Source organism: Anabaena sp. FACHB-1237 (assembly GCF_014696225.1).
Taxonomy (GTDB): Bacteria; Cyanobacteriota; Cyanobacteriia; order Cyanobacteriales; family Nostocaceae; genus FACHB-1237.
This window is the reverse complement of the sequence record NZ_JACJPV010000003.1, coordinates 56,991-81,339: the sequence shown is the minus strand read 5'-3', so window position 1 is coordinate 81,339 and position 24,349 is coordinate 56,991. Positions and strand designations below refer to the sequence as shown.

Here is a 24,349-nt window from a genome sequence, read left to right as displayed (position 1 = left end):
ATAATTTTAGTGAATCAGGACTTACGCAACACATTGGTTGTGGTTCGACAAGCTCACGAACCACATCAGACAGTATAAATCATGTAAATAACCAAATTGTTGATATCTGACGCACCCACTCAACAGATTTTTTAGTGTGACACTTGCGTAAGTCCTATGAATATTGATTAGAAGATGTTAATGATAAAACCCTTGTAACACAGGCATCTTGCTGTGTACCTCATGTAGATGGAATGTGCTGTATGATTCAATACCATCCTATTACTACTCAAATTTACAATTTATTAAGCTGTTGTGCTTTTAATTTGGATAATGAATGCAAGCAAGATGCTTGCGCTACTGTAATTTCAGGTTTTTTGGTTATACAGTGAGTGCTACACATCAAATTTAATTTGACTGTAAATGTGTTGGGTTGCACTTCGTTTAACCCAACCTACGTTTTTAATTTTCTAAACCGTCACTCCTTCCAACTGTTCATCACTCAATTCATACAATTGACGCAATTTTTCCAACTTATTCTTATCAGCTTCCCATAAACCACGACCGCTTGCTTCTAACATTCTCCCCACAATATTTCTAAATGCTTCTGGGTTTGCTTGACGCAATTTTTCCGCCATTTCTGCATCTAACGCATAAGTATCCGCAGCTTGATCATACACCCAATGATCACGAAAATCCGCAGTTCCTCCCCAGCCAATTAACGCCGTCATCCGTTGAGAAATTTCAAACGCACCTCCAGAACCTTGGTTAACCATTGAATTTGCCCATTTGGGATTTAATAACTTAGTGCGATACTCCATTCTTAATAAATCATCTAAATTGCGAGGTGTGGTATCTTTAGAAAAACTTTCTACAAAACTCGCTGTAACTTTCTTACCACTTTGTTTTTCTGCGGCTTTTTTCAAACCTCCAGTATTAGCATAATATTCTTGAATATCTGTTAGTCCATATTCTACCGAGTCTATTTCTTGAACTATGCGATCGCTCGTTTGTAATAATGTTTGTAATACCTCCGGCCGCGCTTTTCCCTTATCATTTCTCCCATAACTAAACACATTACGACTTTCCCAAGTATTCCCCAATTCCTCACCGTTTTCCCAATTACTATCCACCACTCTATCATTAACTAAAGAACCAAAATCACCCGCAGGATTAGAAAATAATCGCGCTGCATAATTTTCCACACCTTTTGATTTTAATTCCAAAGCGTGTTTTCTAATAAAATTCATTTCCTCCGGTTCATCAGCTTCTGCAGCACGTTGGAATAAATCATCCAATAATTCAATAATATTCACAAAACTATCTCTAAAAATTCCCGACAAATTGCCTAAAACATCAATACGTGGACGGCCAATTTCTGCCAAAGGTTTTAATTCATATCTCACTATCCTTCCCGTACCTTCCTTCATCGGTTCAGCGCCTACTAATTCTAAGAGAATACCAATAGATTCACCCTTAGTTTTAATAGCATCTAAACCCCACAATAAAACCGCCACAGTTTCTGGGTATTTGTGATGTTCTTGTAAATGTTGATCAATAATTTTTCTCGCTATTTCCCTACCTCTTTCATAAGCAGCAGCAGAGGGCATTCTATAGGGATCTAAAGCGTGAATATTGCGTCCTGTTGGTAAAACTCCCGCACCATCTCTTAACAAATCTCCACCAGGTGCAGGAGGAATATATTCACCATTTAAACCCCTTAAAAGATTGGTGATTTCATCTGTAGATTGATTTAATAAATCAGTAATTTCCACCTCATTTACTCGTTCATTTTCTGCAAAATAAGCATCCAAATAACTATTTAACTCCTCCTGATTTGGTGCTGATCCTAAAATGTGCAAACCAGAAGAAAAAAGACGATTTTCTAATACTTGTAAATACTCATACAACTTCACCAAATAATGCTCAAAAGCATGATGACTAAACATTCTTACATTTTCTGGAGTAAAGGGAATACCCAACTTTTTCGCATCATCAAAAGGACAATCAACTTCTAAACCAGTATCAACAATTTTCTTACAAATACCTTCCTTTAACAAATAATTCTTTTCTGGATCTTCTCGATATTCCGCAATTAAATCCCGTAAATTCACCAATTCTTTATATAAACCAGCGCGGCCATAAGGTGGAACATTGTGGGAAATTAACACCCCATAACCCCGACGTTTAGCTAATATTGATTCTGAAGGATTATTAGCAGCATAAATATATAAATTAGGCAGATTTCCTAACAAAATATCTGACCAAGAATACCCCGTATTTCCTAATGGTGAACCTGGCAACCATTCTACAGTTCCGTGCATTCCTAAATGAATTACTGCATTAGCTTGAAAATCATTTTGTAACCATTTATAAAAAGCTGCATACTGAGGATGGGGAGTTAAATCTCTTTCAAACATTAACCGCATAGGATCGCCTTGAATACCTAAAGGTGGTTGGACTCCAATCCAAATATTTCCTAATTGTACACCTCCAATATTAAATTGATCTCCATAGGTTTTAATACCGCTAGATGTAAGAGATTTCCATTGTTTTTCAATGCGCGATGTTTGTAAATATCCTAACCATTTTTCTAAAGTTCTCGCGTGAATAGTATTTGTATTTTCTGACGTTTCTAAAATGGGGTTAATTTCATCTGCTGCTTTAATTTGTCTAATTAATTCTTCTCCATCTTCGGGAATATTAGCAACATGATAACCCTGTGATTTCATGGCATTTAATAATTTAATTAAACTGCGAGGAACATTTAATAAAGCTGCTGTTCCTGTTGCCCCATATCCTGGAGGAAACCCATATAGAATAATAGCAATTTTGCGATCTTGTGGCGATGTTTTCCGCAATTCTACCCAATTTTTGACTCTATTAATTAATCTTTGCACTCGTTCGGGAACTAAATAAATATTTTCACCTACTAAACCCCCTAAAGGGATGGTGTCAATTGCGCCATCTAATTCAGGCAGGGCATATAATACCACACTTTGTAAACCTCCTATTCCTTGACGAGTCCAGGAATAAATGTCTTGAATTAATAGCGGTGCTGCCACAATATAAGGGATATTTTTCGCGGTTAAAATACGTTTTGCCACTTCAATTTGTCTTCCTGCTTCCATTGAACCCGCAGGTCCACCAACAAGGGGAAAACCAATGGTAGAAACAATGGCATCAACTTTTACAGCTTCGGCAGATAAGGAAGGAGTGGCAATATTTCCCTGTTGTCTTTGCTGGGTTTCATATTCAGTTGTCATCCAATCTCTAACAGCAACATGACCTTCCACTCCATTAATAAATATTGGTAAAGGTATTAATCCTGCTTTTTCAAATTGTTGAATTAATTGGGGAATATAGGCTTGTTTTGTAATTACGTGCTTGCGATATAATAAAATAGCAATTATGGGTAATTTCTTTGTTCCTTGTTTCCTATTTTCATACCATTTTAAATAAGTTTTTGGTGACGTGAAATATCCATGATATTCTGGATGCAATAATCCCATATTTGGGGTTTCTATTACTTCAGGAATATCCCCAATTTTTAACTGTAAATATTTTTCAGCTAAGATCCAAAATAATGCCGCTACGTTTTCTACTCCTCCGGCATTCCAATAACCATAAATAATTAACCAGTTACGCAAATCTTGGACTTTTTGCACAGGGATAAATTTTAATAATTTAGGCCCTATTTTTAAGAAACTAATATAACCTGCCAGTTTATCTTCTTCTTTACCATTGCTGAATTTATCGAGAATGAATTTAACAGGTTTAGGCATTCCTTTAGGTTTATCTCCAATAGCAAATTCTCCTATTTTTGTTAAACTCATTAATTCTAATGCCGACTCGAAAACCAGACGAATGGGAATATTTTGAATGTGTTTTTGTAACCATAAAACTTGATCATAGTCAAATATTAAACTGGCAAAAAATACATCAGCACCTTCTAAAGCAGCTTTTACTTCGTCGGAATTAGTGGTAATATTGCGATCGCTAAAAATTCTAATATCCAATTCAGCGCAGCGAGAACTTGCCAAAAAAGCCGCATGGCGGTATAATTCAGCATTAAAAGATTCAAAACCAGCAATTAACACAATACGTTTCATAGATTTGACAATTGTATATTAAGAAATATGGATTTATTTTAATTTTAACTTTAATTTTAAACATAATTAGCAATTAATGGCATTAATCGCATAATATCCATCTTAGGCAAGATCCCTAACTTCTTAAATAACTAGGAAATTTGAGTATTTTAATCAAAAAAATGAAATAATGATATAATTTGGGATGTTTTGTATTATTTTAAGAGTAAATTCAGATAAATAGAGGACACACTGATGAAATTTGGTATTGATATTGGACATAATTGCCCTCCTGATAGTGGTGCAACTGGGATTAAATCAGAAGATAGATTAACTATGGAGGTAGGAAATAAAGTTATAGATAAGTTAAAAAGTTTAGGACATACAGTAATACCCTGTAAACCCGATAGTGCTGGTACTGTGAGTCAATCATTAGGAAGACGTTGTAGTAAAGCTAATAGTGCAGGAGTGGATTTTTATGTTTCCATTCATTTTAATGCCTTTAATGGTAAAGCAAATGGAACAGAAGTTTTTGCTGCTAGTGACGCAGGTAGAAAATATGCCGTACCTGTATTAAATGAAATTGTTAAATTAGGATTTTTTAATCGTGGTGTCAAAGATGGTTCACATTTGTATGTTTTAAGAAATACAAATATGCCAGGAATTTTAATAGAATGTTGCTTTATTGATTCACAAAAAGACACCGATTTATATGATGGTGAAAAAATGGCAACCGCTATAGTTAAAGGTTTAACTGGTAAAGTAGTAGGTGACAATGACCAACCAGATCCTAAACCTGCGGCAGATCCTCAATCTCCTGCAACTCCATCTTCTGCAAGTTCTAGTAATATTATTCCTAACCCTGCTGATAATAAAGATACAAGCATTCTCAGATTACAAAAAGCCCTCAATAGTTTGAAAATTACTGATAGAAATGGTAAGCCTTTAGTAGAAGATGGTTCTGTTGGACCTGCTACTTCTTCTGCTGTACAAAAGTTTCAGAAAATTGTGGGTATTATTCCCGCAGGAACAGCTAATCAAAGCACTTGGAATGCTATTAATGAAATATTAGCTAAAAGAGTAATACAAGGAACTCATGCTAGTGGTGTAATTATTCGCTATTTACAATATCGTGTAGGCGCTGATCCTGATGGTATTTATGGTCCGAAAACGGAAGCAGCAATTAAAAGATTTCAACAACAAAATGGTGTAACTGCTGATGGTATTATTGGTTCTATGACTTGGCAGAAATTAATAGGTTAGTCAATATAATGTAGGGGTTTAGCAATGCTAAACCCTTTTTTTGTCAGAGTCAGGATGTCCAGGATTTAAGGATTTTCAGGATAGTTATTAAATGTTGATTAATTTGTAATTAAAATTCTTATAGACATTATTTTGATTATAACATAATTGTCAGAATGAGGATATCCAGGATTTAAGGATTTTCAGGATGGTTATTGATTAATTGTCTGTGAGATGACAATATTTATTTACTAGTTTACTCCGATACAAAAAAACTACAGCACATTCCATCTACATGAGGTACAGATGTTCATGATAAAACCCTTGTAACACAAGCATCTTGCTTGTATTAATTATTCAAGTTAAAAGCACAACAGCTTATAATCACTGGATATCCTGGTCATCAAAAATCTGATTCTTTTGTAGGGGTAATTCATGAATTACCCCTACTTTCACAATATTTTTATTAATTGACTTGCAAAACTGTTAAATGTAAATCATATCTTGTTTCCGCTAGTAAAAAATGTTTTTGAATAGGTTGCCATTCCTGCCATAATTTATAACGATTTACCGCTAAAAGCGTCTTTAAACCACCCAATTCACTATCCATCTCTGATTTAAAGATATTACTTAACCAACCCTGTAAAACCACAATATCTTGCAACATTCCTAAAACTTCTTGAATTTGTTTAACTGCTAAAATTTGATTACTAAAATCATCACTATATAATTCAGAAAATAACTCCATCTGATAACGTAAACTCTTAGCTTTTTTGCGGAGTCCATGCAAAATTTCTCCATGCTTATCCACAGTTTTTTCTAACTCCATAGGTGTAATTTTTTCATTTATTAAAATTTGTGACCCTAGAATTTCTGTACCTACTAACCATCCAGAATGTAAACAAAATTCACTAACCATTGGCATCAGTAACTCTGGTAATATATGATTAACTGGGATAAATGTAAAAGGTTGATAAATAGGATGATCTAACCAACTTTGACATTCTACCTTAAAACACCTATAAAGTTCATCTTTAAACATTTGATAAACATGAGTTACTGCAATTCCTCGCTGTTTTTCTAACGCAGCAAACGCAACTTTTAAAGATGTTTTTTCTTTCTTTAATAAATGTGGTAAATAATCATTTTCGATCATTTGTTTTAATACATCTAAATCTCGCAAATTCCCTAAAATACGCGCAATTTTACGGATATTTTTATCATTAATTGTCTCTGGTAAATCTAAATATCGAGAAAATTGATTGATAGCAGTTCTTAATCTCCGTATTCCTACGCGCATTTGATGTAATGCTTCAGGATCTTCATCTTTTTTAACAGATTTTTCCCACTTCATAGTTTTCTGGAAATGCTTATCAATGGCTTGATATGCATAGTCAGCTAAAGTTTTAACTGGTATTTCTACTGATACTTCTATTTGGATATTTGTGGGGGTTTCCATAAATATAACCATTAACTCTATAATCTAGTTTTTGCATAATATCACTTTTAAAAATTAAAAGTTCAAAATTAAACATTAAATTAAAGATTAGAAAGTGAGAAATGAACATCAAAAATTGTAAATTTAATTGCTAATTTAACTATTTTTAACTTATATTTAACCTTCAGATACTTCGATTTAGTCTCAGGTGCAGGGAAAAGTTGAAAGTCAAAAGTTGAAAGTCAAAAGTTGAAATTCTTTATTCTAACTCCTGGAACTCCTGACTCCTAAAGATTAGTAGAAATAGCTTGTACTGGACAAGTAGGAATACATTGTTCACACACAATACAACGTGATCTGGTAAAATTCAATTTATAAGTTTCTGGATGAATCCCCAATGCTTCCGTAGGACAAACTCCAGTACATAAACCACAGTGAACACATACATCTTCATCAATGACAATTTCACCTAAACCCAAAGAAACGTGAATGTGGAGCGATCGCATCCAATCAATAGCCGCATCTAACTGATCAATATCTCCTAGCAATTCTACTACCAATTTACCAATTTGATTAGGCGCAACTTGAGCGCGAATAATATTAGCAGCTACATTAAAATCCTTAGCAAGTCGGTAAGTGATCGGCATTTGCACAGCACGTTTAGGAAAAGTCAAAGTAACTCGTTTTTTCATAAATTATAATAGGTAATAGTTAACTTGCAAATGATAGTGATAATTATTCTACCATCTTACCGAATTCCAACTCTCGTAAAGGTTAATGAGATGTATTCAACTTAACTGAAAAATTTTCCCGAAGTGATAGGAATTGTCAGAATAATCTTAGCATAGACAGTAGTATTGATCATTTTACCTATGGGGGTAAATCGGGACTAAATAAAAAACATAAGTAACAATTAAATCATTGATAAAGTAAATTATGGACAAAATGTAGTAAAAAGTAATCAAACAACCTGAAAGTAAGGTAACTTATCTACTGACTCTTGAGTGTTGAGTCGGCAGTTGGGAGTTGGGAGTTGGGAGTGTGGAGAAAATTTTTTATTCTCTATTGTGACTGCTGACTACTTACAGCTAACTGCTGACAGCTGATAGCTCAAAGCTGAAATGCAAAATTGACAAATGTAATGTAGTATCTGTAAAAATCAAAATCCTGTTATGATACCCGTGAGATTTGAGATTATAGAGTGGTGTGGTGTAAAAGGAGTATAGCATGAATAAATGTATAGACTTTAGTGGCAGACCGTTTCATTTCATTGGTATTGGCGGTATTGGAATGTCAGCATTAGCATACATTCTCACAAAACGTCAATTTCCCGTATCTGGTTCAGATTCCCGACCTAACCATATTACGCACAAATTAGAGACATTGGGCGCTCATATTTTTAGTCAGCAACAAGCGGATAACCTAGAGTTTTTCCTATCTGATACTCCTATTAATGGTGTACTATCAACATCACCAGAAAAATTATCAGCCGCAAAAACGAACTTACCCCAAGTAGTTTGTTCTACCGCCATTAACAGCAATAATTTGGAGTATAAAGCAGCCTTAGAACTAGGATGTCCCATCTTCCACCGTTCTGATGTTTTAGCAGCCTTAATTGCCGATTATTATAGCATTGCGGTGGCAGGAACTCATGGTAAAACCACCACTAGTAGTATGATTGGATATATGTTACTCGAAGCAGGTCTTGACCCGACAATTTTAGTAGGGGGGGAAGTCAAGGCTTGGGAAGGTAACGCTAGAATGGGAGAAAGCCGTTATTTAGTAGCAGAAGCGGATGAGTCTGATGGTTCACTAGTCAAACACTCCCCAGCCATAGGGATTATTACTAACATAGAATTAGATCATCCCGATCATTATCAAAGTTTAGAAGAAGTAGTTCATACTTTTAAAACCTTTGCCCAAAATTGTCAGATATTAGTAGGTAGCATAGATTGTGAAACAGTGCGTGATAGTCTACAACCTACCATTAGTTACAGTTTACATCCAGAAACAGGAGCAGATTATAGCGTTACCAATATAGATTATCGTGCTGATGGCACAACAGCCTTAGTATGGGAAAAAGGTAAAGCACTGGGACTTTTAAACTTACAACTTTTAGGACGACATAATTTAAGTAATGCTTTAGCAGCAGTAGCGGTAGGTCGTTACGTAGGTTTACAATTCGGAGAAATAGCTAAAGGTTTAGCCACCTTTATGGGAGCAAGAAGACGGTTTGAGTTTCGAGGGGAAGCTACAGGAATTACTTTTATAGATGATTATGCTCACCATCCTAGCGAAATTCGTGCTACCTTAGCGGCAGCAAAATTACAAGCTAGACCAGGACAAAGAGTAGTAGCGATTTTTCAACCCCATCGTTATACAAGAACCTTAACATTTTTAGAAGAATTTGCCCAATCTTTTACTTATGCTGATTTAGTGGTGCTAACAGATATTTATAGCGCAGGAGAAGCCAATTTAGACAAAATTAGCGGAGAATTATTAGCCACAGCTATTAATAAACATCATCCTCAAGTAGTATATCAACCAACTTTAGCCTTAGTGAGTGAGTTTTTATTATCAGCTTTACGTCCTGGAGATTTGGCCTTATTTTTAGGTGCAGGTAACTTAAATCAAACTATTCCTGAACTTATTACTTCCCTCTGTGAACCGCTAAAGGCTACATCTTAGGAGTCGGGAGTCGGGAGACCCTTCGCAGACCTAGCGGTTCGGGAGTTGGGAGTCAGAATAAGGAACTTCCACCTCTGCACCTCTAGATCTTTGCACCTCGCTATGAGTAACAAATATCAAAAACTTACCAAATTGAGATAAAGATGATAATTTCCCAGAAATCTGGCAAAATCTCTAAAATTGCTGAATTAAACCCAGGGCAGGAAACACAGAATTATCACGCTGATAGTTCCGCCAAATATCAAGGGAATAGTAATATTAATCACCTACCTGGTACTGATTGTATTGTGCAATCTCAAATATCCCTATCAGCCTATACTTCCTATCGTGTGGGAGGTGCAGCAGAATGGTATGTATCACCTCATAATATAGAATCATTACAGGCCAGTATTGAATATGCTCACAAACAGGATTTACCCATCACTATTCTAGGGGCAGGTTCTAATTTATTGGTGAGCGATCGCGGTATTTCCGGCCTAGTCATCTCTACCCGTCATCTTAGGTCTAAACAATTTGATCAGCATACAGGTCAAATTACCGTGGCCGCAGGGGAACCCATTCCCAGTTTAGCTTATGAAGCCGCTTCCTTAGGTTGGGAAGGATTAGAATGGGCTGTAGGTATTCCCGGTACAATAGGTGGTGCTGTAGTCATGAACGCAGGAGCGCATAATAGCTGTATAGGGGATATGTTAATTAGTGCTGAAGTATTTACACCAGAAGGTCAACTAAAAACACTCACAGCCGCAGAATTAGGTTATAGATACAGAAGTTCCTTATTACAGGGCAGTAAATTAATTGTTACACAAGCCACTTTGCAACTACAACCAGGATCTGATCCTGCTCAAGTTACAGCAAAAACCAAACAACACAAACAACATAGACTCAGCACACAACCCTATAGTTACCCCAGTTGTGGTAGTGTATTTAGAAACCCTAAACCATACTCTGCTGGCTGGTTGATAGAACAAACCGGACTCAAGGGTTATCAAGTAGGGGGAGCGCAAGTAGCCCAACTTCATGCTAACTTTATCGTTAATCGTGGTGGAGCTAAAGCTAATGATATCTTGTACCTCATTCGTCATATACAACATGAAGTACAAGAACGTTGGTCAATTTGCTTAGAACCAGAAGTTAAAATGTTAGGTGAGTTTTAATTAGTGGACAGTGGACAGTGGACAGTAAGACTATGGAGGAAAATTCCCCTCCTCACTCCTGACTACTTAATCTCCTGACTCGGTGACTCCTTGCACTTATAATGAGATTTGAATTGTTTTTGATAACACATTGGTAAATTAATTATGACAGGAAAAGGACAGGGATTTGGCTTTGGCTTAGGCAAAATGAAAGAATTAGCCGCAGCTTTTCAAAAAGCACAACAAGTGCAAGAAGGCGCAAAAAAACTCCAAGAAGAATTAGAGCAAATGGAGATTACTGGTGAATCCGGTGGTGGTTTAATTAGAGTAACTGTTACTGGCAACCAAGAACCTAAACGAGTTGAAATTGATCCTGCGGCTTTACATGAAGGTGCAGAAGTACTCTCTGATTTACTCACTGCGGCTATGAAAGATGCCTATACAAAGTCTACCCAAACCATGCGCGAACGGATGGAAGACTTAACCAGTGGTTTGGAATTACCTGGTTTATCATAGTTAAGATAAAGCACAGCTAGGGAAAAGAGGATTTTTTTCTCTTTTCCCTAATTAAATTCATACTTGTCTTTAAATCTACCTCTATGACTAAAACCATTGATTTCCTCAACCATCTTAACCCCAGTCAACGTCAAGCAGTGGAACACTATTGTGGTCCGTTATTAGTCGTTGCTGGTGCTGGTTCTGGTAAAACTCGCGCTTTAACCTATCGTATTGCTAATTTAATTCTTACCCATCGCGTCCATCCTGAAAACATTCTCGCTGTTACTTTCACTAACAAAGCTGCTAGAGAAATGAAGGATCGTATTCAACGGTTATTTGCTGAACAATTAGCTGTTACAGAATATCAGAAAAAATTTGATTTATTAACAGAATATGAACAAAGTTTATTAAAATCAAAAATCTACCGCACTTATATAAAAGATATGTGGTGTGGTACTTTTCATAGTTTATTTTCCCGTATTTTGAGATTTGATATCGAAAAATATCAAGATGAAAAGGGTAGAAAATGGGATAGAAATTTCTCTATTTTTGATGAGTCAGATGTCCAAAGTTTAATTAAAGAAATTGTTACTAAAGAATTAAATTTAGATAGTAAAAAGTTTGAACCTCGTTCTGTACGTTATGCCATTAGTAACGCCAAAAATCAAGGTTTTTCCCCCAAAGAGTTTGAACGAGAACAGCCTAATTATCGCGGTAGAGTTATAGCAGATGTTTATAGTCTTTATCAAGACAAATTAGCTCAAAATAACGCTTTAGATTTTGATGATTTAATTTTAATTCCTACGAGGTTATTTCAACAAAATGAACAGGTTTTAGGTTATTGGTATCGTAAATTTTGTCATATTTTAGTAGACGAATATCAAGATACAAACCGTACTCAATATGAATTAATTCATCTGTTAGTAACTAACGGAGAAGCAAAAAAACATGAGTGGAATTGGCAAAACAGATCTGTATTTGTGGTAGGAGATGCAGACCAATCAATATATAGTTTTAGAATGGCTGACTTTACCATCTTATTAGAATTTAATCAAGATTTTGGTGATGGTTTGCATGATGACGATACCAGAACAATGGTCAAATTAGAAGAAAACTATCGTTCTTGTGAAAATATTCTCCAGCTTGCTAATGAATTAATTGAAAATAATACTCAACGCATTGATAAAATTCTCAGAGCTACCAGAAATGCAGGGGAAGACATTTATTGTCATAAAGCAGATGATGAAGTTGATGAAGCAGGTTTTGTAATTGAGCAAATTCGCACTTTAACTAATAAAAACCCAGAGTTAAATTGGGGTAGCTTTGCTATATTATATCGCACAAATGCTCAATCTCGTCCTTTTGAAGAAGCATTATTAAAATATCAAATTCCCTATATTGTAGTAGGAGGAATGAAATTTTACGATCGCAAGGAAATAAAAGATGTTATTGCTTATTTACGTGCTATTAATAATCCATCAGATACTGTTAGTTTAATGCGAGTTATTAATACTCCTCGTCGTGGTATTGGTAAAGCAACTGTTGATAATTTAATTGCTGCTGCACAACAATTAGGTACAACTTTTTGGGAAATTATTAGTGATGAAACTTCTGTAAATACTTTAGCAGGACGTTCATCTAAAGCTGTCAATAATTTCGCCGCAATTATACAAAAATGGCAAGAACAAATGAAAATTATTCCTGCTGCGGATGTGTTACAGGGAATTTTAGAAGACTCTGGATATATTGAAGATCTACAAAATCAAGGAACGGATGAAGCTGATGATAGAATTAGTAATGTCAATGAATTAAATAATGCTATTTTGCAATTTCAAGAAGAAAATGAAGGGGATGATATTTCTTTACAGGCATTTTTACAAAGTGCTGCTTTAAGTTCTGACTTGGATAATTTAAAGGAAGGACAAACTGCTGTTTCTTTGATGACTTTACACGCATCTAAGGGTTTAGAATTTCCAGTGGTATTTTTGGTGGGTTTGGAACAAGGTTTATTTCCTGGTTATCGTTCTTTACAAGATCCTATCGCATTGGAAGAAGAACGACGTTTATGTTATGTGGGTATAACTCGCGCTCAGGAAAGGTTATATTTATCCTATGCTCGAGAACGACGATTATATGGTACTAGAGAACCTGCTATGCGATCGCAATTTCTCGATGAATTACCAGAGGAATTATTAACTAGTACCCATAAAGTTACTCGTCCCATGACAAAAACTCCCACAGTAAAACCTTCCCAAAATAGTAATAATGGAAATAATGAAATATGGCAAGTAGGAGAAAGAGTTTTACATAAATCTTTTGGAATTGGAGAAATAACCCATATTTTTGGTACAGGAAATAAAATTTCTGTAGCCATCAAATTTGCTACTGTCGGTCAAAAAATTGTAGATCCCAAAATAGCACAATTACAAAAAATTGTAGGTTAAAAAACAAATATTAGATCCTATTCCCCGACTTCTTAAAGAAGTCGGGGGTCTAAATTTCTAAATATAGATAGTCCCAAATTATACTATCAAAAGTGTACCATTTCTGAAAACCTTGTCAAGAGCAATGGCTGAAAAGACCAAAATTCGTTAATTTATTGAGAAAAATGTTCAATAAATCTCTCAAATATAAAGAATTATTAAGAATTTTGCATAAAATAGGCATCTTTGTTAAGAAAAGTTAAGTTACTAAAGATTCCCTAACATTTATCACTCAAAAAAAGCCCCGCAAAAATCTTTTTTGCCCTTGACACCATTGAAAAAACCTGATATGCTGAATTTAATGATGAAGAACTATCTCTATCGCATAAGCGTGACAAGTCGTAAAGATTTATATCGCGGACTTAGTGAAGAAGTTGGGGATATTTTGATGAAAGTCTGCAAAGATATTTTGTGTAAGTGTCCTTGCTGAATTAGAGTATGAAATGGAAAAGTTACAAAAATGAAAATCTTACTCTTGTGTACCTGGAGTGCCTCTGCGTGAAACTTTCATCATACCCTTAATCAGCAACGCCCATTTTTGCTGAAGTACATTGTCGTTTTGTTGAACTTTTTTAATACATAATTAAATACAACCATGAACCATAATATCCCCGACTGCTTAAAGAAGTCGGGGATCTGATTTTTGCATACTCAACCCCATAATTAGTAATTTTTCGGTTAATGTAAGAAAATAGCATTAACACTGATACCAGGGAATATCTTATGTCTTTACCAAAAGGTCCACAAACACCAGCATTTTTACAATTTGTCAAATGGATAACCACTCCCCTATCTTTTCAGGATGAATGTGTTAAGAAATATGGGGATATTTTCACCCTGAGATTTGATAAAAATACTCCTCCCATTGTCATAGTTAGTAACCCCCAAGCACTGCAAACAATTCTCACTCATGACATTAAAGAACTAACCGCACCAGGAGAATTAAATCAAGCATTTTCTTTACTTTTAGGACAAAATTCTGTCATTACTTTAAGTGGAACAGAACATCAAAGACAACGCCAATTATTAATGCCATCTTTGCATGGTGAAAGAATGAAAAATTACACAAATATTATTAATAATATTACCAAAGAAGTAATTAATCAACAACCAGTAAATCAGCCATTTTCCGCTCGTGCTTTAACTCAAAATATCACCTTAAAAGTAATTATGTCGGCAGTTTTTGGAATAAAAGAAGGTTTACGCAGTCAAAAATTAGAAGCACTAATTAAGGAGATTTTAGATCAAGGAACCTCCATATTTAGTGCCATTTTATTACATATTCCTGCCTTACAGCAAAGTATTGGTAATCTTAGTTTATGGGGTAAACAAGTACAACGTCAGGAAGCCATAAATCAGATTATTTACACAGAGATTCAAGAACGTAGAAATAAATTAGATTCCTCCAGAAATGACATTTTTACTCTGTTATTACAAGCACAAGATGAAAATGGTGAATTTATGACAGATGTGGAATTAAGAGATGAATTAATTACCCTATTAACCGCAGGACATGAAACCACAGCTACAGCTTTATCATGGGCATTATATTGGATTTATAAAAATCCTGAAATACTGGAAAAATTACAGGCAGAAATAGATAGTTTACCAGACAATACAGATATTAATACCATCTTTAAATTGCCATATTTGAATGCAGTTTATTGTGAAACATTGCGAATTTATCCTGTGGGAATGTCTACCTTTCCTCGGATAGTAGAAAAGCCAATTTCTATCGGTGGATATGAATTAGAAATAGGCACCATAGTTATGGGTTCAATTTACTTAACTCATCACAGAGAAGATATTTATCCACAACCTCAGAAATTTAACCCTGAAAGATTTTTAGAAAAGCAATTTTCACCATATCAATTTCTACCTTTTGGTGGTGGTGCAAGACGTTGTATAGGTTTAGCATTTGCCCAAATGGAAATGAAATTAGCTATTTTTACAATAGTCAAACATTGGGAGTTAGAATTAATTCCTAGTCGGGATATTTTACCTCAACGTCGTGGTTTAACTATCGGGCAAAATCGAGAAATTAAGATGTTACTTAAAGGTAGTCGTTCATCAGTTTCTCGCAACTCTGTAAAATTAAGATTCCCGACTTATTAAAGAATTCGGGAATCTGGATTTTCAACTATCCTCAAATGTGTTATAGTGGGAATTGTGTTAAATACTCTATCATGAATTGTCAAATACAAAACCAATAAAAAATCGGAGAATATAATGTCTACATTTCCCAAACCTCCAGAACCAAATTTTATTCAAGTGTTAAATTGGGTATTCAGACCCATGCCTTATATGGTAGAATGTGCGAGAAAATATGGAGATTTATTTGCACTGAAATTACAAAGTAATTTACCACCACTTTTATTTGTTCATAGTCCTGAAGCTATGCAACAAGTATTAAGTAATGATCAGAAAGAACTAGAAGCACCAGGAGAAATAAATAGTATTTTTGAATATTTACTTGGCAAAAATTCGGTTATTACTATTAGTGGTAAAGCACATCAACGTCAACGTCAATTAATGATGCCATCTTTTCATGGTGAAAGAATGCGAAATTATGCAGAATTAATTGAGAATATTACCACGAAAAATATCAATAAACAACCGAAAAGTAAATCTTTTAATGTGAGAAATGTTGCCCAAGAAATTACACTTCAGGTAATGATGGAAGCTGTTTTTGGTATTTATGAAGGGGAACGTGCAGAAAAACTGGAACATTTACTTTTTGAAATTTTAGAACAAGGTAGTACCCCGTGGAGAGTGATTTTTCTCTATTTTCCAAAATTGAAAAAAATGTTTGGTATTTCGGAAATTTGGAACCGACAAATGAAAAAGCAAGAAGAAGCTGACAAGCTCATTTATCAGGAAATTGAAGAAAGACGAGCAAATTTTGATCCTCATCGAACAGATATTCTTAATTTGCTCATGTCTGCTAGAGATGAAGATGGTCAAGCTATGACAGATCAAGAATTAAGAGATGAACTGATAACTTTATTAGTTGCTGGACATGAAACTACAGCTACCGCAATTTCTTGGGCTTTATATTGGATTCATAAATTACCAGAAGTCCGAGAAAAGTTATTAGCAGAATTGGATAGTTTAGGAGATAATTTTGATTGTAATACTATCTTTAAGTTGCCTTATTTAACAGCAGTTTGTAATGAAACTCTAAGAATTTATCCTGTAGGAATGCTAACTTTTCCTAGAAGGGTAAAAAGTCCTATTTCTGTCGCTGGTTATCAACTTGAACCTGGTACAATTGTTATGGGTTCAATTTATTTAGCCCATCGTAGAGAAGATATTTATCCAGAACCAGAAAAGTTTAAACCAGAACGTTTTTTAGAAAGGCAATTTTCCCCTTATGAATTTCTCCCTTTTGGTGGTGGTGCGCGACGTTGTTTAGGTTTAGCATTTGCCCAATTTGAAATGAAGTTAGTACTAGCTAAAATTGTCAAAACCTGGTCAATGAAATTAGTGAACACTCAGGAAATTAAACCACAAAGACGGGGTTTAGTTACTGGACCAAATGCTCCTATTAATTTATTAATTGAGAATGTGCGATCGCCAAAATCTAGTCATATCATAACAACGGAGAAAACAGTAGTTTAGATATAGCGAGATCCCCGAATTTTTTAATAAAATCTTCTTAATTATCTGCAAAAAATGATCAATTAATATGAGATAATATCAAAAATTGGGGATTTTAAAAATATTCCCAGAAACTCCATTACCCTCTCAAAAAAAATGCAAGAATACGACGTTATTATCATCGGTGCTGGACACAATGGTTTAGTATGTGCTGCTTATTTACTTAAAGCAGGTTACAGTGTCTTATTATTAGAAAAACGCCCCGTTCCTGGTGGTGCTGCTACTACAGAAGAATGTATTCCCGAAACACCAGGTTTTAAATTTAATCTCTGTGCTATTGACCATGAATTTATTCATTTAGCACCAGTAGTACAAGAATTAGAATTAACTAAATATGGTTTAGAATATTTACAATGTGATCCCGTTGTTTTTTGTCCCCATCCCGATGGCAAATACTTTTTAGCCCATAAATCTTTAGAAAAAACCTGCGGAGAAATTGCCAGATATAATGAACGAGATGCGCGAAAATATGCCGAATTTACTAATTATTGGCTACGGGCAATTAACGCCATGACTCCCATGTTTAATGCACCTCCACAGTCAATTATAGATATTTTTAGTAACTTTACATTACAACAATATAAAGACTTATTTTCTGTGGTTGGTTCAACACAAAAAAGTATGGATTTTGTGCGAACAATGTTAAATAGTGCAGAAGATATTTTAAATGAATGGTTTGATGAGGAATTTTTGAAAGCTCCGCTATCACGTTTAGCGTCAGAATTAGGTGCGCCTCCATCCCAGAAAAATCTGGCCATTGGTGTAATGATGATGTCTATGCGTCATAATCCTGGTATGGCTAGACCTCGTGGTGGTACAGGTGCGCTAGTAGCTGCTTTAGTGAAATTAGTTACTAGTAAAGGTGGTGTAATTCTCACAGAACAACAGGTAAAACAGGTATTAATTGATGATAATAAAGCTGTGGGAGTGCGGGTTAAAAATGGTCAAGAATATCAGGCAAAATATGGAGTAATTTCTAATATTGATGCTCAACGTTTGTTTTTACAAATGACAGAAAAGGATGATATTGATTTACAATTAAGGGAAAGATTAACCAGAAGAATAGTTAATAATAATGAAACTATTTTAAAAATAGATATAGCATTGAATGAACCTTTAAACTTTGTCCACCATCAACACCAGGATGAATATTTGATAGGTTCAATTTTAATTGCTGACTCTATGAATCATGTAGAAAAAGCTCATAGTTTATGTACAATTGGTGAAATTCCTGATAGCGATCCTTCCATGTATGTAGTAATGCCTAGTGCCCTCGATCCTAGTTTAGCACCGCCAGGAAAACATACTTTATGGATTGAATTTTTCGCGCCTTATCAAATTGCTGGCAAGGAAGGAACCGGTTTAAATGGCACTGGTTGGACTGATGAATTAAAAAATCAAGTGGCAGATAAAGTGATAGATAAATTAGCAGTTTATTCACCAAATATCAAACAAGCTACTATTGCCAGAAGGGTAGAAAGTCCAGCAGAATTAGGTGAAAGGTTAGGAGCGTATAAAGGTAATTATTATCATATTGATATGACGATGGATCAAATGATATTTTTTAGACCTTTGCCGGAATTAGCTAATTATAAAACCCCTGTGGAAAATCTTTATTTAACTGGTGCAGGAACACATCCAGGAGGCTCAATTTCCGGGATGCCGGGGCGTAATTGTGCGCGGGTATTTTTGCAGAGTCAAAACTCGATTTTTAGAGGTTTACAATCTGTGTTCAGAAGAAAGTAAGGGATGTTTTAAAAGTATGGGGCGAATATCATAAGGCTTACGCCACGCCGCGCTATCGCTACTATACACTGACCACCTGTGTAGACGCGATTTCCAATAGCCTATTTTTGTGTTAATTTAGACCTTACAAACATCCTCTAATATTTGATTCTTGAAAGATACGTAGGGTACGTTACGAATAAAAATAACACACCCTACAAATACTTAGATTTTTTCAAAATTCTAAGACTATTCCTATAGCTGACTACTGATACACTGGCTCCCTATCAATCGTTCCCATCTTATTAACAGGCCAAAAGCGAACCACAGCCTGACCAATAATATTGCCACGAGGTACTACACCCCAACAACGTCCATCATAACTATTGTTACGATTATCACCTAAAACTAAATAGGAATTAGGCGGAATAGTAGTGGCTTTTGTTAAAAACGGTGGTTGTGGACTAGAACTACAAACATTAATCACAGTTTGTTGATTAGGATATAAATATTTCTCTGTTAAAGGCCGATTATTAATAAATACTTTACCGTCTTTTAACTCTACAGTTTCTCCTGGTAAACCGATAATTCTTTTAATAAAAGCATCTTGATATTGTTCTCTTTTTAACTCTTCTGTCGGTGAAAATACTATAATATCTCCCCGTTGCGGTTGAGTAAACCTATACTTTAACTTATCCACAATAATCTTATCCGCTTTCCACTGATCCGGTACACCATGTAAAGTGGGTTCCATTGAACCAGAAGGAATCCAACGCGCTTCAGCAACAAAAGTACGGATACCCAAGGCTAAAATTATACTTAACGTAACGGTTTTCCCCAATTCTAAGAACCAGGAATGATCATTTTGTTCACTAGACTTTTTAACAGATACTTTATCTTGCATAAACTTACTCAAAAAGTAGTAAAGGTGTGTAGGGGTAGGATGATATAGTAAATAGGAGTTTAATCCCAATTAATTTTATGCACCATTCAACAAATCATATACAGAAACTATACAATAATAATTAGCTGGTTCTATAGCTTTTTCTCCAAGTTCCCAACTATTTCAATCTCTGGCTTTGGATTTTATCTAGCACCGCACCATTTAGGGCAAACTGTGTATGATTTAGCGATTATTTACCAGCTATTTAACCACTCGTGACTATTCACTAAATCTATTTTCCCTGATTGATTTTCATTACTTTGGAAATTAACCTCCATATAAATTTGCGTGTAATTATTATCTGTTCCATGATATTACAAAATATTAGCATAGGTGGCATTTGTTTTGCCTTTATAACTGCTTATATCAAGAATAATCATGACGATTTATAAACAGTAACATCAACATCTGTAAATATTACAGTTATAATTTACACAAAATTAGTAAAATTATACCAACTTGTTCACTAATTACTTTTTATTATAGCTCATAGATTGACATACTCACCGACCTGAAGGTGCGGTGATTCTTGACGCTTCACCGACGGACGCTACCTAAGTAGTCTTACTCTGTCTCTGCGCCCGTTTAGAGTCGCGGCAATGCCCTATCCCGACTTTTTATTTATATTTTTGGCAGCATTTTCATCTCGTTCCTGTTGAGTTCCACAATTCAAACACTTAACCGACCGAATTTTTAAATCAAGTTTACCCCATTTGTATCCACATTTAGAGCAAATTTGACTTGTTGCTTCCCATCTACTAATAACACGGAAATCCCTATGAAACTTTTGTGATTTAGCTTCACATAACGTCCTGAATTCTTTCCATCCTTCCAGACTAATTGATCTGGCAAGTTGACGATTTTTAACCATACCCTACAACTGGACTCAAAACCTGACTCTTGTGTAGGGGTAATTCATGAATTACCCCTACTTTCGTTCTGTTGTAGAATAGTTAAACAATTGTTGGGAGGTTAAGGATGAAACAACATGGTTAATCAAGGAGACTTTTTTGGCGGTAGCAGACAAAATCAACTTCGTCCTGAATTACACCTAGAAAGCCCTGTGTGTGAATTACATCTCAGGTTTTATGTATCATCAAGACAGGAGTTTGCACTGCAAGCTACAGGAATTAAAGAAATTATTGAACTTAATCCCGATAGAATTACTCCCATACCTAATACATCACCTTTGCTTTTGGGTACTCTAAATTTAAGGGGTAGATTAGTTTGGGTAACAGATTTAGGTCAATTTCTGGGAGAAACAACACCATTAAATACTGATTGCTCAGAAATATCGGTAATTGCTATCCAGGATCAGGATACAATAGTTGGTCTAGCAGTCGAACAACTTAATGGTATGCACTGGCTGGATATTCAATGTCTGTTACCAGTTACTAATATACCTGACAATATGTCCCCATTTCTACGTGGTGAATGGATCTTGGATACTGAAACTGCAAAAAATGGGCAAAAGAAATATCTGAAATTACTAGATCAGATAGCAATTTTACGGAGTGCGCGTTGGGCAGGATGAATTTGGGAGGGAGGAAATGGCATTAAATATAAATGATTATAATCCAACTTATGATCAGGCAAGAATAGCTTATGAACAAGAAGACTATGAAACTGCTGCTACATTAATTGACAAAGCAATACGGGACACACCAGATGATCCTAATTCGCATTTACTTAGAGGACACATCTATTATGTGTTACAACAGTACGAAGTTGCACAGGCGGAATATCAAACAGTATTATATCTCTCAGATGAAGAAGAAGTTACCATTATTGCCAATAATGGTCTATCAGCAATTCATCAGGAAACCGTAGAACTATTATCAAATTCATCTGTTCTCAATAATCCCTTTGATACAAATTTGAATCTATTGAATTTTGACAATAATCATTTAGAGCAATCTGAAAATATTCATGATCCTTTTGCAGTTATAGCAGATGGAAATATTAGTAATGAAGAAATATCTGTTTCATTAGAACTGTCACCTTTTAGAGAACATGAAGATGATCCAAATAGCAACAGTGGCCCATTAGATATTAATGAAAATGGCAGCTATTCACCATTTACAGAAAATCCTTTTGCAGAAATTAATATTAATAATCACGAAAATCAGGAGGAAAATAATTCTCAGACTTTTCACATAGAAAACTTAGATAGTAGCGTTGCTGCTGGTAATGATTTTAGCCATTTAAACTGTAAAAATCTAGCAGTTAATTTCGATGATTATAATGCAGGAGAAAATCAAGGATATTATTCAGGAGATTTAAGTCAGTCCTTTGGAGATGATGATAGCTGGTTGGACGATATCAGCGAAGAAATAGAACCCTTATCTACCTCAGAATTAACTCAAAATCCACCGGTGTCTGCATCAGCAGAACCTCTAAATCATCATATTTCACTGGAAATGAATCACTTGGATCCTCAATTGATAAAACAGTCCTATGCTATGGCATCAGAACCAGATGCAAATAATAACATTAGGGCAGAAATAAACAGTCTTGAGGATGATGATAATCTTGATATGGAGTTATTTGAATCAGCCTTTGGTGCAGATAACCCCATAGATTTTAGTATGACTTTTACACCGTCTCGTGAGGTATCAGAAAATTTTAATACTCCTGCTGGCACTAATAGTAATTCTCCTACCTCTAGTCAAGAGACTTCCAATAAAAATAACGTAGAGTTGTTAAACAATTTTGACGAATTTGATGATATTGGTGATATTTCAGGATTTGAACTCAGGGATGAAACAACCTGTGGTGATGTGGGGTTAATGTCAGAACCACTAGATATGATCAGCAAAATACCTGATTCTGAGGATAATAGTGCTGCTAGTTTTGCTGGTCAATTTATTGACTCATCAATTCATAATGATACAGATCGTGATGAAGAGTTATTCAGAATCACTGGCGCACAAGAAGTAGTGCCTGGATTGACTCAATCAGATACACCTAGAGCGGAACCCAATGTATCCTTTAAACAGGGATTATTTGGCTTCTTTGAAAATGCCCCTCTCCATACTAAACATTGGTATATAGCCGGTACGGTAGGTTTAGCATCTGCCATAGTTTTAGCCTTAGCTAGTGCGATCGCTACTTCATTTACACCAGCATCTCAACGAGAAGCGGCTAGAAACACTGGTTGGTTAATGGTATTAGCAGCAGGACTCACTGGAGGAGCAACCGCAGGGTTTATGGCTAATCTTACCCTCAAGCAAATTCGCCGCACTACTCAAGATTTACAAGCTCAATTTGATGCTGTACGTCAAGGAAAGTTGAATGTGGAAGCTACAGTTTATTCAGAAGATGAATTAGGGTATTTGGCCGCCGGGTTTAACGACATGGCACGGGTCATTTTCACCACCACCAATGAAGCCCAACGTAAGGCTATTGAACAAGAAGAAGCTAAAGAAAACCTGCAACGTCAGGTAATTCGCCTTCTAGACGATGTAGAAGGTGCTGCTAGAGGAGATTTAACCGTCCAAGCTGAAGTTACAACTGATGTTTTAGGAGAAGTAGCAGATGCTTTTAACCTGACTATTCAAAACCTGCGGGATATTGTACAACAGGTGAAATTTGCTACTAAAGACGTAACCAGAGACTTAACCAACTCTGAAACTTTTGCGCGAGCTTTATCTAGGAATGCGTCACAACAAGCAGAAGAACTAAAAGTAACGCTAAATTCTGTGGAAGTTATGACAGATTCCATTCAACGGGTAGCAGAAGCAGCTAGAGAAGCGGCGGCAGTAACCCGTGAAGCTAGTGACATTGCCAAAAAGGGAGGTGAATCTGTAGAAAATACGGTGGTAGGGATATTGGAAATTCGGGAAACAGTGGCAAAAACTAGCCGTAAAGTAAAACGATTAGCGGAATCATCCCAAGAAATTAGCTCTATCGTGGCTATAGTTTCTCAGATTGCTTCCCGCACCAATTTATTAGCTCTCAATGCTAGTATTGAAGCAGCTAGGGCAGGAGAAGCAGGTAGAGGTTTCGCTATAGTAGCTGATGAAGTAAGACAATTAGCATATAAATCGGCTAAGTCATTAAAAGAAATTGATCAAATAGTTATGCAAATCCAAAGCGAAACTAGCTCAGTGATGATGGCAATGGAAGAGGGGACACAGCAGGTAATTCATCAAACTGAATTGGCAGAAGAAGCCAAGCGATCGCTTGATGATATTATTCAAGTGGTAGAACAGATTGATATTCTTGTACGTTCCATTACTACTGATACCGTAGAACAAACGGAAACATCTCACGCAGTTGCTCAAGTTATGCAATCTGTGGAACTAACAGCCCAAGAAGCATCACAAGAAGCGCAGCGAGTTTTAGGAGCATTACAGCATTTAGTGGGCGTATCCCGTGACTTAATTGCCTCAGTAGAACGTTTTCGTGTAGAAACTATAGAAACAAGGTAATAGGAGTCAGGTGATCGAGGAGTTGGGAGGGAGTGG

The 24,349-nt window shown here is 35.6% G+C and carries 15 protein-coding genes; 10 read left to right on the top strand and 5 right to left on the bottom strand.

What is annotated here, in order from left to right; genetic code table 11:
- Positions 1-449: 449 nt before the first annotated feature.
- Entirely contained in the window at positions 450-4,091 is a 3,642-nt protein-coding gene (gene bchH / locus H6F32_RS02185; protein WP_190367700.1) for a magnesium chelatase subunit H, read from the bottom strand.
- 234 nt (positions 4,092-4,325) lie between these two features.
- On the opposite strand from bchH, the gene H6F32_RS02180 reads away from it, so the two are divergent.
- Positions 4,326-5,333 (top strand): N-acetylmuramoyl-L-alanine amidase, encoded by a 1,008-nt coding sequence (locus H6F32_RS02180; RefSeq protein ID WP_190367699.1) that lies wholly within the window; start codon positions 4,326-4,328, stop codon positions 5,331-5,333.
- A 445-nt stretch (positions 5,334-5,778) separates the two neighbouring features.
- On the opposite strand, the gene H6F32_RS02175 is transcribed toward H6F32_RS02180, so the two are convergent.
- Both H6F32_RS02175 and H6F32_RS02170 read right to left on the bottom strand, forming a co-directional pair.
- The gene (locus H6F32_RS02175) at positions 5,779-6,771 is read right to left on the bottom strand and encodes a CHAD domain-containing protein (protein ID WP_199294445.1); all 993 of its coding nucleotides are present in this window, start codon (positions 6,769-6,771) and stop codon (positions 5,779-5,781) included.
- 266 nt (positions 6,772-7,037) lie between these two features.
- Entirely contained in the window at positions 7,038-7,442 is a 405-nt protein-coding gene (locus H6F32_RS02170; RefSeq protein WP_190367698.1) for an NIL domain-containing protein, read from the bottom strand.
- A gap of 535 nt (positions 7,443-7,977) precedes the next feature.
- Here H6F32_RS02170 and murC point away from each other — a divergent pair.
- From murC to crtO, 7 genes are all read left to right on the top strand, one after another.
- On the top strand, positions 7,978-9,438 hold the full coding sequence (gene murC / locus H6F32_RS02165; protein WP_190367697.1) for a UDP-N-acetylmuramate--L-alanine ligase: 1,461 nt from the start codon (positions 7,978-7,980) through the stop codon (positions 9,436-9,438).
- 143 nt (positions 9,439-9,581) lie between these two features.
- Positions 9,582-10,592, top strand: a complete 1,011-nt coding sequence (gene murB / locus H6F32_RS02160; protein WP_190367696.1) for a UDP-N-acetylmuramate dehydrogenase — start codon at positions 9,582-9,584, stop codon at positions 10,590-10,592.
- 144 nt (positions 10,593-10,736) lie between these two features.
- Positions 10,737-11,087, top strand: coding sequence for a YbaB/EbfC family nucleoid-associated protein (locus tag H6F32_RS02155; protein WP_190367695.1), 351 nt, complete (start codon positions 10,737-10,739; stop codon positions 11,085-11,087).
- 83 nt (positions 11,088-11,170) lie between these two features.
- Complete coding sequence (gene pcrA / locus H6F32_RS02150) at positions 11,171-13,513, top strand: DNA helicase PcrA (protein WP_190367694.1); 2,343 nt, start codon at positions 11,171-11,173, stop codon at positions 13,511-13,513.
- 762 nt (positions 13,514-14,275) lie between these two features.
- Positions 14,276-15,667 carry a cytochrome P450 gene (locus tag H6F32_RS02145; RefSeq protein ID WP_190367693.1) on the top strand — a complete coding sequence of 464 codons (1,392 nt, stop codon included), beginning with the start codon at positions 14,276-14,278 and terminating at the stop codon, positions 15,665-15,667.
- 114 nt (positions 15,668-15,781) lie between these two features.
- Positions 15,782-17,173 (top strand): cytochrome P450, encoded by a 1,392-nt coding sequence (locus tag H6F32_RS02140; protein WP_190367692.1) that lies wholly within the window; start codon positions 15,782-15,784, stop codon positions 17,171-17,173.
- Positions 17,174-17,275: 102 nt separating this feature from the next.
- A complete protein-coding gene (gene crtO, locus H6F32_RS02135; RefSeq protein WP_395939573.1) occupies positions 17,276-18,958 on the top strand; it encodes a beta-carotene ketolase CrtO in 1,683 nt (560 codons plus the stop codon).
- Between the two features lie 244 nt (positions 18,959-19,202).
- On the opposite strand, the gene lepB is transcribed toward crtO, so the two are convergent.
- Entirely contained in the window at positions 19,203-19,841 is a 639-nt protein-coding gene (gene lepB, locus H6F32_RS02130; protein WP_190367690.1) for a signal peptidase I, read from the bottom strand.
- A 643-nt stretch (positions 19,842-20,484) separates the two neighbouring features.
- A complete protein-coding gene (locus H6F32_RS02125) occupies positions 20,485-20,751 on the bottom strand; it encodes a transposase (RefSeq protein ID WP_242031023.1) in 267 nt (88 codons plus the stop codon).
- A gap of 117 nt (positions 20,752-20,868) precedes the next feature.
- On the opposite strand from H6F32_RS02125, the gene H6F32_RS02120 reads away from it, so the two are divergent.
- Both H6F32_RS02120 and H6F32_RS02115 read left to right on the top strand, forming a co-directional pair.
- The gene (locus tag H6F32_RS02120; RefSeq protein ID WP_190367689.1) at positions 20,869-21,414 is read left to right on the top strand and encodes a chemotaxis protein CheW; all 546 of its coding nucleotides are present in this window, start codon (positions 20,869-20,871) and stop codon (positions 21,412-21,414) included.
- Between the two features lie 16 nt (positions 21,415-21,430).
- A complete protein-coding gene (locus H6F32_RS02115; RefSeq protein ID WP_190367688.1) occupies positions 21,431-24,313 on the top strand; it encodes a methyl-accepting chemotaxis protein in 2,883 nt (960 codons plus the stop codon).
- Positions 24,314-24,349 lie beyond the last annotated feature (36 nt).

What these genes read in the sequence shown, in the direction of transcription:
- bchH (WP_190367700.1), bottom strand. Translation starts at nt 4,091, where the DNA reads ATGAAACGTATTGTGTTAATTGCTGGTTTTGAATCTTTTAATGCTGAA.
- H6F32_RS02180 (WP_190367699.1), top strand. Translation starts at nt 4,326, where the DNA reads ATGAAATTTGGTATTGATATTGGACATAATTGCCCTCCTGATAGTGGT.
- H6F32_RS02175 (WP_199294445.1), bottom strand. Translation starts at nt 6,771, where the DNA reads ATGGAAACCCCCACAAATATCCAAATAGAAGTATCAGTAGAAATACCA.
- H6F32_RS02170 (WP_190367698.1), bottom strand. Translation starts at nt 7,442, where the DNA reads ATGAAAAAACGAGTTACTTTGACTTTTCCTAAACGTGCTGTGCAAATG.
- murC (WP_190367697.1), top strand. Translation starts at nt 7,978, where the DNA reads ATGAATAAATGTATAGACTTTAGTGGCAGACCGTTTCATTTCATTGGT.
- murB (WP_190367696.1), top strand. Translation starts at nt 9,582, where the DNA reads ATGATAATTTCCCAGAAATCTGGCAAAATCTCTAAAATTGCTGAATTA.
- H6F32_RS02155 (WP_190367695.1), top strand. Translation starts at nt 10,737, where the DNA reads ATGACAGGAAAAGGACAGGGATTTGGCTTTGGCTTAGGCAAAATGAAA.
- pcrA (WP_190367694.1), top strand. Translation starts at nt 11,171, where the DNA reads ATGACTAAAACCATTGATTTCCTCAACCATCTTAACCCCAGTCAACGT.
- H6F32_RS02145 (WP_190367693.1), top strand. Translation starts at nt 14,276, where the DNA reads ATGTCTTTACCAAAAGGTCCACAAACACCAGCATTTTTACAATTTGTC.
- H6F32_RS02140 (WP_190367692.1), top strand. Translation starts at nt 15,782, where the DNA reads ATGTCTACATTTCCCAAACCTCCAGAACCAAATTTTATTCAAGTGTTA.
- lepB (WP_190367690.1), bottom strand. Translation starts at nt 19,841, where the DNA reads ATGCAAGATAAAGTATCTGTTAAAAAGTCTAGTGAACAAAATGATCAT.
- H6F32_RS02125 (WP_242031023.1), bottom strand. Translation starts at nt 20,751, where the DNA reads ATGGTTAAAAATCGTCAACTTGCCAGATCAATTAGTCTGGAAGGATGG.
- H6F32_RS02120 (WP_190367689.1), top strand. Translation starts at nt 20,869, where the DNA reads ATGGTTAATCAAGGAGACTTTTTTGGCGGTAGCAGACAAAATCAACTT.
- H6F32_RS02115 (WP_190367688.1), top strand. Translation starts at nt 21,431, where the DNA reads ATGGCATTAAATATAAATGATTATAATCCAACTTATGATCAGGCAAGA.